The sequence below is a fragment of the Clostridioides sp. ZZV14-6150 genome (assembly GCF_020657875.1).
In the GTDB taxonomy this organism is placed as follows: Bacteria; Bacillota; Clostridia; order Peptostreptococcales; family Peptostreptococcaceae; genus Clostridioides.
The window spans coordinates 392,113-408,465 of sequence record NZ_JAGWDA010000001.1 but is presented as its reverse complement, the minus strand read 5'-3'; the positions used below and the strand labels follow the sequence as shown (position 1 = coordinate 408,465).

General features: G+C 28.3%; 16 protein-coding genes. 15 read left to right on the top strand and 1 reads right to left on the bottom strand.

The window, feature by feature from the left end; translation table 11 throughout:
- From KGF41_RS01830 to KGF41_RS01765, 14 genes are all read left to right on the top strand, one after another.
- On the top strand, positions 1 to 741 hold the full coding sequence (locus KGF41_RS01830; RefSeq protein ID WP_227828117.1) for a DUF116 domain-containing protein: 741 nt from the start codon (positions 1 to 3) through the stop codon (positions 739 to 741).
- Between the two features lie 80 nt (positions 742 to 821).
- A complete protein-coding gene (locus KGF41_RS01825) occupies positions 822 to 1,523 on the top strand; it encodes a zinc metallopeptidase (RefSeq protein WP_227432477.1) in 702 nt (233 codons plus the stop codon).
- Positions 1,524 to 1,584: 61 nt separating this feature from the next.
- Positions 1,585 to 2,910, top strand: coding sequence for a 16S rRNA (cytosine(967)-C(5))-methyltransferase RsmB (rsmB, locus tag KGF41_RS01820; RefSeq protein WP_227828118.1), 1,326 nt, complete (start codon positions 1,585 to 1,587; stop codon positions 2,908 to 2,910).
- An 8-nt stretch (positions 2,911 to 2,918) separates the two neighbouring features.
- A complete protein-coding gene (gene rlmN / locus KGF41_RS01815; protein WP_227828119.1) occupies positions 2,919 to 3,950 on the top strand; it encodes a 23S rRNA (adenine(2503)-C(2))-methyltransferase RlmN in 1,032 nt (343 codons plus the stop codon).
- A gap of 19 nt (positions 3,951 to 3,969) precedes the next feature.
- Positions 3,970 to 4,722, top strand: a complete 753-nt coding sequence (locus KGF41_RS01810) for a Stp1/IreP family PP2C-type Ser/Thr phosphatase (RefSeq protein ID WP_227432480.1) — start codon at positions 3,970 to 3,972, stop codon at positions 4,720 to 4,722.
- A gap of 16 nt (positions 4,723 to 4,738) precedes the next feature.
- Positions 4,739 to 6,721 (top strand): Stk1 family PASTA domain-containing Ser/Thr kinase, encoded by a 1,983-nt coding sequence (gene pknB / locus KGF41_RS01805; RefSeq protein WP_227828120.1) that lies wholly within the window; start codon positions 4,739 to 4,741, stop codon positions 6,719 to 6,721.
- Positions 6,722 to 6,828: 107 nt separating this feature from the next.
- The gene (gene ymfI, locus KGF41_RS01800) at positions 6,829 to 7,572 is read left to right on the top strand and encodes an elongation factor P 5-aminopentanone reductase (RefSeq protein ID WP_227828121.1); all 744 of its coding nucleotides are present in this window, start codon (positions 6,829 to 6,831) and stop codon (positions 7,570 to 7,572) included.
- Positions 7,573 to 7,668: 96 nt separating this feature from the next.
- The gene (gene rsgA, locus KGF41_RS01795) at positions 7,669 to 8,553 is read left to right on the top strand and encodes a ribosome small subunit-dependent GTPase A (protein WP_227828122.1); all 885 of its coding nucleotides are present in this window, start codon (positions 7,669 to 7,671) and stop codon (positions 8,551 to 8,553) included.
- A gap of 4 nt (positions 8,554 to 8,557) precedes the next feature.
- On the top strand, positions 8,558 to 9,229 hold the full coding sequence (rpe, locus tag KGF41_RS01790; protein ID WP_227856294.1) for a ribulose-phosphate 3-epimerase: 672 nt from the start codon (positions 8,558 to 8,560) through the stop codon (positions 9,227 to 9,229).
- Between the two features lie 8 nt (positions 9,230 to 9,237).
- Entirely contained in the window at positions 9,238 to 9,879 is a 642-nt protein-coding gene (locus KGF41_RS01785; protein ID WP_227828124.1) for a thiamine diphosphokinase, read from the top strand.
- 130 nt (positions 9,880 to 10,009) lie between these two features.
- Entirely contained in the window at positions 10,010 to 10,639 is a 630-nt protein-coding gene (locus tag KGF41_RS01780; RefSeq protein WP_227828125.1) for an HAD family hydrolase, read from the top strand.
- Between the two features lie 55 nt (positions 10,640 to 10,694).
- A complete protein-coding gene (locus tag KGF41_RS01775; RefSeq protein WP_227828126.1) occupies positions 10,695 to 11,351 on the top strand; it encodes a nitroreductase family protein in 657 nt (218 codons plus the stop codon).
- Positions 11,352 to 11,752: 401 nt separating this feature from the next.
- Positions 11,753 to 12,469 (top strand): response regulator transcription factor, encoded by a 717-nt coding sequence (locus tag KGF41_RS01770; protein ID WP_227828127.1) that lies wholly within the window; start codon positions 11,753 to 11,755, stop codon positions 12,467 to 12,469.
- The gene (locus KGF41_RS01765) at positions 12,441 to 14,783 is read left to right on the top strand and encodes a sensor histidine kinase (protein WP_227856293.1); all 2,343 of its coding nucleotides are present in this window, start codon (positions 12,441 to 12,443) and stop codon (positions 14,781 to 14,783) included. Before KGF41_RS01770 ends, KGF41_RS01765 begins: the two co-directional genes overlap by 29 nt.
- Positions 14,784 to 14,885: 102 nt before the next feature.
- Here the strand turns inward: KGF41_RS01765 and KGF41_RS01760 are convergent, their stop codons facing one another.
- On the bottom strand, positions 14,886 to 15,641 hold the full coding sequence (locus KGF41_RS01760; protein ID WP_227828129.1) for a MerR family transcriptional regulator: 756 nt from the start codon (positions 15,639 to 15,641) through the stop codon (positions 14,886 to 14,888).
- 218 nt (positions 15,642 to 15,859) lie between these two features.
- Between KGF41_RS01760 and KGF41_RS01755 the strand changes: the two genes are divergently transcribed.
- Entirely contained in the window at positions 15,860 to 16,336 is a 477-nt protein-coding gene (locus KGF41_RS01755) for an Rpn family recombination-promoting nuclease/putative transposase (RefSeq protein ID WP_227850118.1), read from the top strand.
- Positions 16,337 to 16,353 lie beyond the last annotated feature (17 nt).

The window sequence follows — 16,353 nt, the reverse complement described above, 5'->3', positions numbered from 1 at the left end:
ATGACAGATATAAAAAAGTATTTAACAAGTGTTGGTATTTTAGTCTTAATATTAGGGATTTTAATGGGAGTTACAAACTTTTTTATAATTAGTTTGACTCAAATATTTTCCTTAGGAATAAATACTGTAGTAATATCACTAATACTTATAATACTATGCTCAACAATAGTTACGTATAGAGTAATTAAAGGAAAAAATGTTAACTCAAATATAATGAAAATAAATTTTAAAATTGTTAGTGTATTATTTCCCATTATATCTTTTATTGCATCATCATTTGGTATGTCAAAAAGTGAAATTAGAAGGATATATATAAAGTTAAATAATGAATATATATACAGTAATAAATATAATTTTAATCCAGAGGATATAATAATTTTAATACCTCATTGTATTCAAGAGAATAGTTGCAAACTAAAAGTTACTAATGATATAGATAATTGTAAGAAATGTGGAAAATGCAATATAGGAGAATTAGCTGAGCTAAATAAAAGTGTTAAAGTAAAAGTATTTGTAGCTACAGGAGGGACTCTAGCTAGAAAAATTATAATTGACAATAAACCTAAAGCTGTTATAGCTGTTGCATGTGAGAGAGATTTAACATCTGGAATACAAGACATTAAAAAAATTCCTGTTTTAGGGGTATTTAACAAAAGACCTAATGGACCTTGTATAAATACTAATGTAGATATAGTGGATATTAAAAAAGCTATAAGTTTTTTAACAGGAAAAGTATATTAGCTTGTAATTAAACTGTTTTTAAGTTATGTGAATATTAAAGAGGATGTATAATAAAAATATATTTTAGGAGAGTGTTATTTATGTACCCTGTATATGGCGGTTTTTGGGGATTTGACCCAACGATGATTATATTAATTCCAGCTATATTATTCACTGCATATGCTCAATTTAAAGTGAGCTCAACAACAAATAAGTATTTAAGAGTAAATACACGTAGAGGATATACTGGAGAACAGACAGCAAGAAGAGTACTTGATTCAAATGGTTTGTATGATGTAAGGATAGAAATGGTTAGAGGGCATTTAAGTGACCACTATGACCCAAGAAGAAAAACTGTAAGATTATCAGAGGATGTATATTATGGAACATCAATAACTTCTGTTGCAGTAGCTGCACATGAATGTGGTCATGCAATGCAACATGCTAAAGGTTATGCACCTCTTCAAATAAGAAGTAGTTTGGTGCCAGTAGTAAACTTTGCTTCAAGCATTTCTTGGTTTTTAATATTTCTAGGATTTATTATGGCTGGACCATTTCTAAAAATTGGGATATTATTGTTTTCAGCTTCAGTATTATTCCAAATAATAACATTGCCTGTAGAATTTAATGCTTCTAGTAGAGCAATTGTTCAACTTGGAAATCTAGGTATTATAGATGAGGGTGAGGTAAGACAAAGTAGAAAAGTGCTTTCAGCAGCAGCCTTAACATATGTTGCAGCAGCACTAGTTTCAATACTTCAATTACTTAGATTGTTACTAATAGCTCAAAGAAGAGATGACTAAAAATAAAGTGGGTTGTTTAGAAACAACCCTTTTTTATGTTTAATAAAAGGGAGAAATTTATATGGATGCAAGAGAAATTGGATTTAAAGTATTATGCGATATAGAGAAAAATAATAACTATTCAAATATTGCAATAAATAAGCATTTTAAAAACTTAGAAATAAGCGACATGGATAGAGGACTTGCAACAGAGTTAATCTATGGAGTAGTAGAAAATAAATATTACTTAGATTATATAATTAATAAACTTTCAAAAATAAAAGTAAAAAAAATGTCAACTTATGTTAAAATCTTTTTAAGAATGGGAACATATCAAATTTTATTTTTAAATAGTATATCAGATTATGCAGCAGTTAATGAAACTGTAAAATTATCTAAAAAATATGATAAAAAATCTTCTGGTTTTATAAATGCTATTCTTAGAAATGAAATAAGAAATAAAGATACTATAATGGACATAACTGAGGAAGATAGTGTAAAATACTTATCTATAAAGTATTCTTACAACTCTTGGATTATAAAAAATTGGATAGATAATTTTGGACAAGAATTTACTGAAGATTTATTAGAAGCAAACAATGAAAAGCCTAGTATTTATATAAGAACAAATACACTTAAAATCAGCAGAGAAGAGCTTATTGAAAAATTAAATCAAGAGGGTATTATGTGTTTGAAAGTCCCTATGGTGGAAGAAGCTATAAAAGTCGAAAAATTAAAAAATATAGAAAATAATGAGTTATTTAAGGCTGGTTTATTTACAATTCAAGATATAAGTTCTATGATAGTAGGGAAAGTAATTAATCCAAAGGAAGATTCATTGATTTTGGATGTATGTAGTGCTCCTGGTGGAAAATCTACTCACTTAGCCACTTTAATGAATAATACAGGTCAAGTAATAGCTAGAGATATTTTTGAGCATAAACTAAAGCTTATAAAAGTTACTGTAAATAGACTTGGTCTTAAAAATGTATGTGTAGAAGGATTTGATGCTTCTGAAATTGATGAAAATAGCATAAATAAATTTGATTATGTTTTAGCAGATGTTCCTTGTTCTGGCCTTGGTATAATAAGACGTAAACCAGAAATTAAATACAAGAAAGAAGAAGAGTTAGAAGATATTACTTCTATACAAAAGAAAATATTAGAAAATGCATCAAAGTATGTTAAAATTGGAGGAACTTTAGTATATAGTACATGTACAGTTCAAGATATGGAAAACATAAATATAATTAATTCTTTTATTGAAGAAAACAATAATTTTGAATTGACTCCAATTGATACAATAAATGTAGATTTAGACAAGCAAGATAAAGGATATTTAAAAATATATCCCAATATTCATGGTATAGATGGTTTTTTTATAGCAAAATTAAAGAGAATAAGGTAGTGAATAGAATGGAAGAGAAAAAAATAGTATTAAAAAACTTGACTGAAGATGAACTCAAGGAATTTATGAAAACTATAGATGAAAAACCTTTTAGAGGGAGCCAAATATTTTCTTGGATATATAAAGGTGCAAAAACTTTCGATGACATGAATAATATACCAAAAAGTTTGAGAAATAAATTAGAAGAAGTTTCATGTATAGGTCATATAGATATAGAATTAAAGTTAGAATCTAAGGTAGATGGGACAAAAAAATATTTGTTTTTATTAGATGATGGAAATATAATAGAAACTGTGATGATGGATTATGACAGTAGGGTTACTGTTTGTGTTTCTAATCAAGTAGGATGTAGAATGGGATGTAACTTCTGTGCATCTACAATGGATGGACTGATTAGAAATTTAGAACCATGGGAGATTTTAGACCAAGTTATTAAGATTCAAGAAGATACTGGCAAAAGAGTATCAAATCTTGTCTTAATGGGAAGTGGTGAACCACTTGACAATTTTGAAAATACAAAACAATTTTTAAAAATAATTAATGAAAAAAATGGTCTTAATATAGGGTATAGACATATAACTCTTTCAACTTGTGGGATAGTGCCAAAAATGTACGAGTTGGCTGATTTGAAAATAGCTATAAATTTGGCTTTATCACTTCATTCACCATATGATGAAGAAAGAAGAAAGATTATGCCTGTAGCAAATGCCTATTCTATTAAAGAAATACTAGATGCATGTAGATATTATATAAAAAAGACAAATAGAAGGGTTACATTTGAATACTCTCTTATAAAAGGTGTAAATGACTCAGAAAATGAGGCAAAGGCACTAGCAAAGCTTTTAAAAGGTATGCTATGCCATGTAAATTTAATACCAATAAATAAGGTTGAAGAAAGAGAATATGAAAAGCCAGACAAGGCATTTATTTATAAGTTTAGAGATAGTTTAGAGAAAAACAATATACCTGCTACAGTTAGAATGTCTATGGGTTCTGATATTAGTGGAGCTTGTGGCCAATTGAGAAGAAAATACAAGTAATATGTAAGGAGGAAGTCGTATGGTTTATAGTTGTGCCTCCCATATAGGAAAAGTAAGAAAAAACAATGAAGACTATTGTGAGGGAGAAGTTATAGATACAGAACATGGTCCAATAGGAATATTTGCCATAGCTGATGGAATGGGTGGACATAAAAAAGGGGAAGTCGCCAGTAAGTTAGCAGTAGAAAATATAATTGATTTTCTAAAAGAAAACTTATTACAGCATGATAATGTAAAAATAGACTATATAGATGATATACTAAAACAGGCTTATAATAATGTAAACTCAATTGTGCACAAGAAATCTATGGAAGATATAGCATTTGAAGGAATGGGAACTACATTAGTTACAGCGATAGTGTATAATAATGTCTTGTATGTGGCAAATGTTGGAGATAGCAGATGTTATTTGTTAACAGATGAAAAATTTGATAAAATAACTATAGACCATTCTGTGGTTGAAGAACTTATGATGGCTCATGTTATTACAGAAGAAGAAGCGAGAAGACATCCACAGAGAAATAGAATAACTAGAGCAATTGGAACAGATGATATGGTTGTTGTAGATATTTTTAAGAAGGAAATCAAAAAAAGTGATATAATACTTCTTGCAACAGATGGATTAACCGGGTTTATTTATGACGAAGATATAAGAAGTTTAATATTAGATTATGAATATGAGAGAATTAGTGATATAAGTGATGAATTGATAAGCATGGCCAATGATGTTTCTGGTAAAGATAATGTTTCGGTGATAGTAATAAAAGTATAATTAGGACGGTGATATTGTGGGAGATACAATTTTAGGAAATAGATATGAAATCATCAGGAAGATTGGTGATGGAGGAATGGCCTTTGTATATGAGGCTAAAGACAGATTATTAAACAGGACTGTTGCACTTAAAGTACTCAGACCTGAATTTGTAGATGATGATGAATTTTTAACAAAATTTAAAAGAGAAGCAGAAGCAGTAGCAAGCCTTTCACATCCAAATATAGTAAATGTATATGATGTTGGGGAAGATGGAAAAGTTCACTACATTGTAATGGAATTTGTAGATGGAAAAAATTTAAAGGAAATTATACAGGATGAAGGGATATTAGACGAATATACTGCACTAGATATAACAAAACAAATAGCTATGGCACTTAGTGCTGCACATAAAAAGGGGATTATACATAGAGATATAAAACCTCATAATATTCTCATATCCAATGAAGGAAGAGTAGTAAAAGTAGCTGATTTTGGTATAGCCAAAGCTGTCTCAAATTCAACAATGACTAATATTGGTAGTATAATAGGTTCAGTACACTATTTTTCACCAGAGCAAGCTAAAGGAAAGTTTGTAACTAATAATGCAGACTTGTATTCTTTAGGTATAGTTTTATATGAAATGCTGATAGGAAAAGTACCATTTAGAGGAGATAGTCCAATTTCTATCGCACTTCAACATATTAATGATGATATAGATTTTACATCAGAAGAAAAAGTTAGGATTCCTCAAAGTGTAAGAACTACAATAAAAAAGCTTACAGAAAAATCTAGTGCAGATAGATACCAAACTGCTGAAGAGTTAATAGAAGATATAGATTATATAGAAAAAAATATTGACTTAGATTTTATAAAGGAATATGATGATTTTGCAACGAAGAAAATTGATGAAAAAGAAATTAGTAAAGCTGTAAATCCAGTACTTGCAAAGCCAGTTCCAGAAAAAGTAGTTAAACCTATAGAAGTTGCTGATTTAGATGAAGATGATGATTTTTATGAAGAAGATGAAGATGAGGAAGAGATAATGAGAGCTAAAAAGAATCAAAAACCTAAGAATACTCAAAGTAAGAGGGCTAAGAAAAAGAAGAAAAAACAAGAAAGTCCTAAAGCTAGAAAAAGACTAAAGGTAGTCGCAGCAGTTTTGATAGTAATCTTATGTGCACAAGTATTCTTAGCATATAAATTTTTATTTGCTGGAGGATTTGGTAGTAAAGATTTAACTGTTCCTAATCTTGTGAATATGACATTAGAGGAAGCACAAAGTGAAGTTGAAAAAGAAGGATTGTCCTTAAGTGTAAAAAGTGAAGAGTATAGCAGTGAGGTTGACAAAAATTGTATAATATCGCAAACACCTGAAGGTGGAAGTACAAATATTAAAAAAGGTGACACTATAAATGTCGTTGTAAGTAAAGGTGCAAATGAAGCTTCAGTTCCCAATGTAGTAGGTATTACTTTAACTAATGCAAAAAAAGTTATAGAGGAAAATAAATTGAAAGTTGGTACTGTCAAGTACGAATATAGTTCAGTATATAAAGAAGGTACAGTTTTAAGTCAGAGCCCTAGTTCTGGTTCATCAAGTGTTCAAGAAGGTGATGAAATAGACCTATATGTTAGCAAAGGCCCAGAAAAATCAAATACGCCAACGCCAACAACACCAAATAAGACTCCAACAACACCAAACGAGGATGATACAACAACACCTGGTTCAAACTCAGGAAATAGTGGAGGAAATTCAGGAGGTTCAAACTCAGGAAATAGTGGAGGAAGCTCAGGAGGTTCAAACTCAGGAAATAACGGAGGTAATTCAGGAAATAATGGAGATAATTCAGGAAATAGTGGAGATAACTCAGGAAATAGTGGAGGAAACTCAGGAAATAATGGAGATAATTCAGGAGGCTCAAACTCAGGAAATAGTGGAGATAACTCAGGAGGTTCAAACTCAGGAAATACTGGAGAAACTCCATCAGGAACTGGTGGAAATATTGGCAAATCAGAATAAATATTAGCTAAAAATAAAAAGCTGTCCTTTTATAGAAATTATTTTCTTTAAAGGGGCAGTTTGTTTTGTATAAAATATTAGATTAATTATAAGGGAGATAAATATTTATGAATAAAAATAATAAAACAGTTTTGGTCACAGGAGGCTCTAGAGGAATTGGAAGAGCAATATCTAAAACATTTGCAAAAGATGGGTATAATGTATTGATAAACTTTAATAAATCAGAAAATGAGGCTAAAGAACTATACACTGTATTAAATGAAAAAGGTTTTTCTGTAAAATTATTTAAAGCTAATATTTCAAATAGAGAAGAAGTTGAAAATATGATAGATTATTGCATAAAGGAGTTTGGAGGATTGGATGTACTTATAAATAATGCTGGTATAAGTCAAGATAAGTTATTTACAGATATAACTGATGAAGATTGGGATAATATGATGAATATTAACTTAAAAGGAAGTTTTTATTGTTCACAAATTGCTTTAAAATACATGATATCAGAAAAAAAAGGAAACATAATTAATATATCTTCAATTTGGGGTATATCAGGTGCTTCTTGTGAGGTACATTATTCTGTATCAAAAGCAGGTATAATAGGAATGACAAAGGCATTAGCTAAAGAAGTTGCTCCATCAAATATTAGAGTAAATAGCATAGCACCAGGAGTTATTAATACAGATATGTTATCTGAATATAATGAAGATGAGATAGATGCTCTTGTAGAGGAAACTCCTTTAATGAGATTAGGAACACCAGAAGATATAGCAAATTGTGCTATTTTTTTAGCATCTGATAAATCAAGTTTTATTACTGGTCAGGTAATTAGTCCAAACGGAGGATTTGTTATTTAAAAAAAATGTGGTATTATATAAAAATAGGAAAGAATAACACTATATACTACTCATAAACAGCATATGTTTATATAATTTTATAAAGGGAGGTATTTGATGCTAGAAGGAAAAATTATAAAAGGGATTAGTGGATTTTATTATGTAGATACAGAGAAAGGTCTTTATGAATGTAAGGCTAGAGGTATATTTAGAAAGCAAAAAGTAACACCTTTAGTTGGTGACAGAGTTAAAATAAGTGTTGTTGATGAAGATGAAAAAAAGGGAATTGTGGAAGAAATAGATAGTAGAGATACAGAACTTATAAGACCACCTATAGCAAATGTAGATAAGGCACTAATAGTATTTGCAATAAAAAATCCTAAACCAAACTTATCTCTTTTAGATAGATTTATAGTTTTGGCAGAAAAAGAAAATTTAGAAACTGTAATAATCCTTACAAAAGCAGATTTAGATGATGATAACATATTAGAGCATGTTAAAAATATATACGAGCTTAGTGGATATAAGGTTATTCCTGTAAGCAATGTCACTAAGTTAAATATAGATAAAGTAAAAGATGAATTAAAAGAAAATGTAGTAGTATTTGCAGGACCATCTGGAGTTGGAAAATCAAGCTTATTAAATGAAATAGATGAAAATTTTAAACTGCAAACAGGTGTAGTAAGTGATAAAATCAAAAGAGGAAAACATACCACTCGTCATGCTGAACTTTTAAAGTTAGAGTTTGGTGGAATGGTTGCAGATACACCAGGTTTTAGTTCACTTGCACTTGAAGACATAGAAGAAGTTGAACTTAAAGATTATTTTATAGAATTTGATAAATTTAATGATTGTAAGTTTGGTTCAAAATGTATTCATGAAAATGAACCTAATTGTGCTATAAAAGAAGCTGTTGCAAATGGAGAAATATCTAAAGAAAGATATGATAGTTATATACAGCTACTAAATGAAATAAGACAAAATAACAGTAGGAGGTATTAGAAACATGATTAAATTAGCACCATCAATATTATCAGCAGATTTTGCAAAATTATTAGAGGATGTAAGAAAAGTGGAAAGTGCAGGATGTGAATATCTTCATATCGATGTAATGGATGGACATTTTGTACCAAATATTACACTAGGACCACTTGTAGTTAAAAGTTTAAAAAAAGAGAATATAAATATGGTATTTGATGCTCATCTTATGATAGAAAATCCAGACCAATATATTGAAGATTTCGTAAAAGCAGGATGTGATATAATAACTGTTCATCAGGAAGCTTGTACACATCTACATAGAACTATACAAAATATAAAATCACATGGAATAAAGGCAGGTGTAGTACTTAATCCAGCAACACCAATAGATACTATTAAACATGTACTATCTGATTTAGATATGGTGCTTTTAATGTCTGTTAATCCTGGATTTGGAGGACAATCATTCATACCTTGTGTGCTAGATAAAATTAAAGAGTTAAAAACACTTATAAATAGTAAAGGATTAAATATTGATATAGAAGTTGATGGTGGTATAAGTCCTAAAAATGTAGCTGAAGTTGTACAAGCAGGAGCTAACGTAATAGTAGCAGGCTCTGCAATATTTGGAAGTGATGACATTCAAGAAACAGTTAATTTATTTAGAAAGAATGCTTCTCTTGAAGAATTAGTTTAGACTTAGGTATGAAAATCTGTATTGTTTTAAATGGTGAAATTGAAGACTATAAAATTACAAGAGATATTATACTTAAAGAATGTTATGACTGCATAATATGTGCAGATGGAGGCGCAAATCACACCTATAAAATGGATATAATACCAGATTATATCTTAGGAGATTTAGATTCAGTAGAAGAAGAGAAGATAAATTTCTATATAAATCAAGGTGTTAAATTTGAAAAATTTCCATCTAAAAAGGATGAAACTGATACAGAGCTATGTCTCTTTTTAGCTAAAACTATTAAAGCTAACCATATTGATTTTTTTGGTGCCTTAGGTGGAAGAATTGACCATACCCTTGCAAATATAAAGCTATTATATTATTTAAAAGAAGATGGAATATATTCTAGGATACTCTCAGATAAAGAAGAGATGTATATAGTTGAAAATGAAGAATTTACCTTGTTTGGAAACAAAGGAGATACTATTTCTGTAATAGCTGTAAAAGGAGATGCTAAAGGAGTAACACTTACTGGTTTAGAATATCCTTTGGATGATTATTATATGAAGTATTCAGTACCTATTGGAATATCCAATGTTATGTTAGGGAATTCTTGTAAAATTAAAGTAGAGCAAGGATGTGTACTTGTAGTTAGAAATTTATAAAAATGGACTTTAATAATTGATTTTATATTACAGAGCAGATACAATCAAGTAAAATATATTTATAATTGTATCTGCTTTTTAGTATATAATTATAAATATATAATAACTTTTGACGCAAGGGGGATTTTTTGTGATAGACAGTATTATTTTCGATTTAGATGGAACTCTATGGGATTCAACTGAAGGAGTATGTAAGGTATGGCAAGAGGTCTTAGATAAACGTGAGGATATAGGTTTAAATGTTACAGTAGAATTATTTAGAAGTGTTATGGGTCTTTCATTTGATGAAATAGCAAAGCGTTTATTTCCAGATTTAGATGAAGAACAAAGAATGAATCTATTAGATGAATGTTCTGCAGGAGAATGTGATTACTTATCTGAACATGGAGGTAAATTATTTGAAGATATAGAAAATACTCTTGAGAAATTATCTGAAAAATATAAATTATTTATAGTAAGTAATTGTCAAAAAGGATATATAGAATCTTTTTTAAAAGCACACAAGCTAGAAAAGTACTTTATAGATTTTGAGTGTCCTGGCAATACTGGATTGCATAAAGGTGAAAATAATAAACTCATAATTGATAGAAATAAACTAACTAACCCAATCTATATTGGAGACACTCAAGGGGATGCAAATAGTGCTAAATTTGCTGGGATTCCTTTTGTATATGCAAAATATGGTTTTGGAAATGTGGATGAATATGATTATTCTATAGAGTCATTTAAAGATTTGTTAGAACATGATATATTAAAATAAGAGAAGTATAAAGTTTGTTTTTAAATAACAAAAATAATCTACAGGGGGACTTAAAATGGAATTACAAGATACTATTTACAAAAGACAAAGTGTAAGAAAATTTAAAGAACAAGATGTTTTAGATGAAGATATTTTGAAAATGGTAAAAGCTGCAGGGGCAGCTCCATCAGGTAAAAACATTCAAAACTGGCATTTTGTAGTTATAAAGCGTCGTGATTTAATGGAAAAGATAGCAGATGTGATAACTAAAAAACAGCAAGAAATACTTGTAGAGATGGATAAAATATCAGTAGAAAAAGCTAATAGATTTAGAAAATTTGTGCCAAACTTTACTTTATTTTATTTAAAAGCTCCAGTTTTGGTATTAGTTTTTACAAAGGTATACAATCCATCTGGCTATTATGAGTTAGAACTTATAAATGCACCTAAAGAGACTATAGATAAGTTGTTTGTAAGAAATCCAGGCATGCAAAGTTTAGGAGCAGCAATTGAAAACTTTACATTATCAGCAATTGAACTTGGGTATGGTTCTTGTTGGTTGACAAGCCAGAACTATGCAGCAGATGAGATAGAAGCTGTTTTAGAGAAAGAAACAGGATTTGAAAAAGGCGAATATTTCTTGGGAGCAATGTTGGCACTTGGAGTACCAGAAGATAACTTAAGAAGTCCATCTAAAAAACCAGTAGAAGACATATGTACATTTATAAAATAAAAACAAAAATTTTTATAAAAAATAAATAAATTAAAAATAAATATGCAAAAATTAAAAAGTAGATTTTATTGATATTAAATTTATATTTCAGGTTGTTGATTTAATTAATACAATAAGGCCTACTTTTTTTGTGTATATTAAAACAAGTAAATTTAAATCTTTAGAAAATCTTTAGAAAAGTATCTATAATATCTTAAGTTTTTAGCTTTAATATTAGATATATAAATAAGGTAAAACAGTATTGAAGTTAAATTAAAGGGAGGGTTCTGAAATGGACATTAAAGATAAATAATTAGAATAGACCACTATAAATTTATAAAAAAATGGAAAAACTTCTATCATATTGTATAATCATATATGTAAAGGTAGTTTATAAATTAATTGATATAAAGGAGATTAAAATGAATTCATATAATATTTTGGTGGTAGAAGATGAAAAGGAAATAGCAGATGCTATAGAAATATACCTTTTAAATCAAGGGTATAATGTTTTTAAAGGTTACAATGGATTGGAAGGTCTTAAAATTATAGAAAGCCAAGAAATACACTTAGCTATAGTTGATATAATGATGCCTCAAATGGATGGAATAACGCTTACAATGAAGCTTAGAGAAAATCATAATTTTCCAGTGATAATGTTATCTGCAAAATCAGAAGAAGTTGATAAAATAATGGGGCTTAACATAGGCGCGGATGATTATGTAACAAAACCCTTTAAGCCATTAGAGTTATTGGCTAGAGTTAATTCTCAACTTAGAAGATATACTAAGTATCTAAATATGATAAAAAATAAAGAAGAAAGTTCAGAAAGTAATGAAGGTGTATTTGTAATAGGTGGATTAGAATTAAATGAAAATACAAAAGAAGTTAGTATTGATGGAAATTATATAAAAACAACTCCTATAGAATTTAAGATATTAAGTTTACTTATGAGAAATGCAGGAAGGGTCTTTTCTGCAGACGAAATATATGAAAGAGTTTGGAATGAAAATGCTGTAAATACAGATACAGTCATGGTGCATGTTAGAAATATAAGGGAGAAGATAGAAATCGACCCAAAAAATCCAAAATATTTAAAGGTGGTGTGGGGTGTTGGATACAAAATTGAAAAAATTTAAGGAAAAATATATAATTAGTGTGATAGTTTTTATACTTATGTTATCAGCATCATTAGGTATGATTAGTCAATATCCAACTATACAGGCAGCTGCTAAAGGTGGAGCTAAAAATCCATTTGAGCAAGAAGGATTTGTAGATGACATATATAAAGGAAGTTATGTTTTATATCACAATATGAAAGAAGAACAAGAAGGTAAGATGATACAACCTTCGAAGCTTTTTTTAAGTGAAGAAACTATAAATTATATAAAAAATGCTAGTAAAGAAAAAAGCACATATGAAGGTTCAGAGAACTATTATTCTGATGATAGTATTAATGCAGATTTTAATGAAAACTTTGATGAATGGGAATCTTTTATTAATAATTCAAGTAAAAATTTAAAATATTATTTAGTTGATAAAGAAAATAACTTTGAGCTTTTTAATGAAAATAAAGAATTAAAAGCACTTGATACAACAAAAAATGATGTATCAAAAGAAGAGTCTGATAAAAATCAGCCTCAAGATACAACTATGAATGATGAAGAAAGACAAGAAAAGATTAAAAATATAAAAGCAAATTATAGATTTTATCTTGTAATGAATTTTGATAAAGATGGAAAAGTAAATATTGTAGACTCTTATGGAGTAAATCAAAACATTATCAGCCAAATGTTATTATCTAAATCTAGAGAAGATTTGATGGATACAGATTTAGGTGGGAATTCAATCTCATATAAATTATCTCCAATAAAAAATAAAACATTAGTATATGCTGTACCTAAAGTAATAAGCCAAGACAGTTCATATAGCTCATATAATGATTATGGAATGATTTATAGTAGTGATGATATAAGTGGATATATAAATAATGTAGAGAATAATTCGTATTATAAGATTTCTGCAATGATTATAAAAATCATAGTATCTATAGTTGTAATTGTAGCTGTAGTATTTCCATATAGAAAATTTAAAGAGTTATTAGGGTTTGAGATAATCACAAGAATACCATTAGAGATACTTTTTATTGCTATTGCTATTATACAGGGTATTGTAGATTTATATCCTACTGGTATAATAAGTAACACATTGAATGGAAATTATGTAAAGTATCTAATAAATAATGATATAAGTAGTAAAATGGCAAATATATTAGTAAGCTCAATGAATTTAATTTATTGGTTTGTAGTCTTCTCAATAATATTTGTATTTATAGCACTTTTAAAACATATTTTAAACTTTGGAATAAAAGAATACTTTGTAAAAAATACTTTGACAGGAATGTTTTTAAAATGGTTTAAAAAATCAAGTAAGGTAGTTATTAATCAAGTTAGAATGACAAATTTAAAAGAAAAGCCAAATAAAACTATAGCTATAATTCTATCAGTAAACTTATTAATTATAGTTATAATGTGTAGTATGTGGTTCTTTGGAATAATACTTGCATTAATTTACTCAGTAGTTTTATTTAAGTTATTGTCAGACTACTCTAAGAAAACAATATGTGAATACAATCAACTTTTAGATGTTACAAAGAAAATTTCAGATGGAAATTTAGAAGTAAATATGGAAGATGATTTAGGGTTCTTTAATCCTATCAAAGATGAGCTTGGAAATATTCAATCTGGATTTAAAAAAGCTGTCGATGAAGAAGTTAAAAGTCAAAAGATGAAAACAGAGCTTATATCAAATGTATCACATGACTTAAAAACACCTTTGACATCTATAATCACTTATATAGATTTACTAAAGGATGAAAATATAACAGATGAAAATCGTAAAATATATATTGATACATTGGATAGAAAGTCACAAAGACTACAACACTTAATAGAAGATTTATTTGAAGTGAGCAAGGTAAATAGTGGAGATGTGCATTTAAATATAGTAAATGTAGATATTATATCTCTAATGAAACAGACATTACTGGAATTAGATGATAAAATAGCAGAGTCATCACTGAAGGTAAGAAATAATTTTTCAAGTGAAAAAATAATATTACCATTAGATAGTCAACGCACATTTAGAGTATTTGAGAATCTTATAATAAATATAAGTAAATACGCAATGCCAAATTCAAGAGTATATGTTGATATTTTAGAAACAGATAGACAAGTAAATATCATGCTTAAAAATATGTCAGCAACTGAAATTGATTTTAGTGTAGATGATATAATGGAGAGATTTGTAAGAGGAGATAAATCACGTAATACAGAAGGTTCTGGACTTGGTCTAGCAATAGCAAAAAGTTTTGTAGAGCTACAAGGTGGTAAAATGAAGATAGATATAGATGGAGATTTATTTAAAGTTACAATTACTTTTAATAAAAACTAAGTTAGATTTTTATCACAGATTATAACTATAGAATTTGCAAAATAAAATTTTTTAAGAGTGCTATTTTAAAGTAGCACTCTTTTTATTGCTTTACATTGAGTATTATCTTGTATAGAATACTATGGAATCTCTCAGAAACTTTGCCAGCCCAGGTTGTTCTTTATCATAATATGATGTAAAACGTTCATCATCTACATACATCTGCGCTAAAGTAGCATGAGCCTCCTTAGAGTACGTATTCCAAGTGTAACTCAACCATTTTTGATGTAATATTGCAACTTCTTGAGAAAGTTCATTAGATGCATCACCAGTTTCAAAAGCTTGTTTGAGTTTACTAATTATCTCAGCACTTAAATCTTGCCAATCCTCATAATCTTTTTTAGACATATTTTTAAATTTTTTATTTGATTGATTGATTACATCTTCACCATATTTTTCTCTAATTTCAGTTCCATAATTTTTTTCATTTTCATCAATCATCTTTTCTTTAAAACCTTCAAATTTTTCTAAATCTGTCATAATATATTTTCCTTCCTTTAATGCTATAGTTTTAGTTACATTTTCTATCAGTAAGTCAATTTGTTTTCTTTTAGCTAGTAATTTGCTATGATGTTGTTTTAATGCACTTAGACTGTCAAAAGTTGGTGAATTTATAATTCTTTTTATATCTTCTAAGCTGATGCCTAATTCTCTATAAAAAAGTATTTGTTGTAGCTTATTAACTTCATTTTGACCATATATACGATAACCTGAGGAATTTATTTTAAGTGGCTTAAGAAGCTCGATTTCATCATAGTATCTAAGGGTTCTAGTACTTATACCAGCTATTTTACTTAATTTCTGAACTGTATATTCCATAAGTAATACCTCCTATAAATTAAATATACACTTTTACGTAACGTCAATGTCAATACATTAAAATATAAAAATTTATATCTTTTAATAAAAATATAAAAAAATATCTTTATTGGATATTTTAATCATAAGTGTCAATAATCACTAGTGAAAATTAAAAAATAAAATTTATAGATTATTTTTATCAAAAGATAGAGAATCTATAACCTGGGAGGAATTGTATGAATTTAAAAAGAAGCAAAGAAAAACGTGAAGAATATAGAAGGCTGTATTCAGATAAAGAAAGTTTTTTAAGTTTGATTCAAAATTTTACAAGCGTCTCAATAGCAAAGGAATTAACTCTTAAAAATATAGAGTTAGAAACATCTTTCATATGTGAATATAAAGGAAAGGAGGTAGATATAATTTATAAAGTTTTTTCTGAAAATCGTAAAATTTCACACTATATAGTGTTGGAGTTTCAAACAGAAATGGATACAGAGATTGTACCAAGGTTAAAATCATACAGAGAGCAAATTTGGAAAAGCTTTATAATGAAAAAGAGTCTTGAAGAAATAGAGCGCAAAGATTTTAAACTCCCAAAAGTTATACCAGTAGTTTTATATAGTGGACCTGAAAGGTTAAGTAAAAAAAGAGGTATTTTAGATATTATAGAATCTGCATCAGAAGATAGTAATAATTCCAGTATAAAAAATTAAAATTACATAATGTGTTT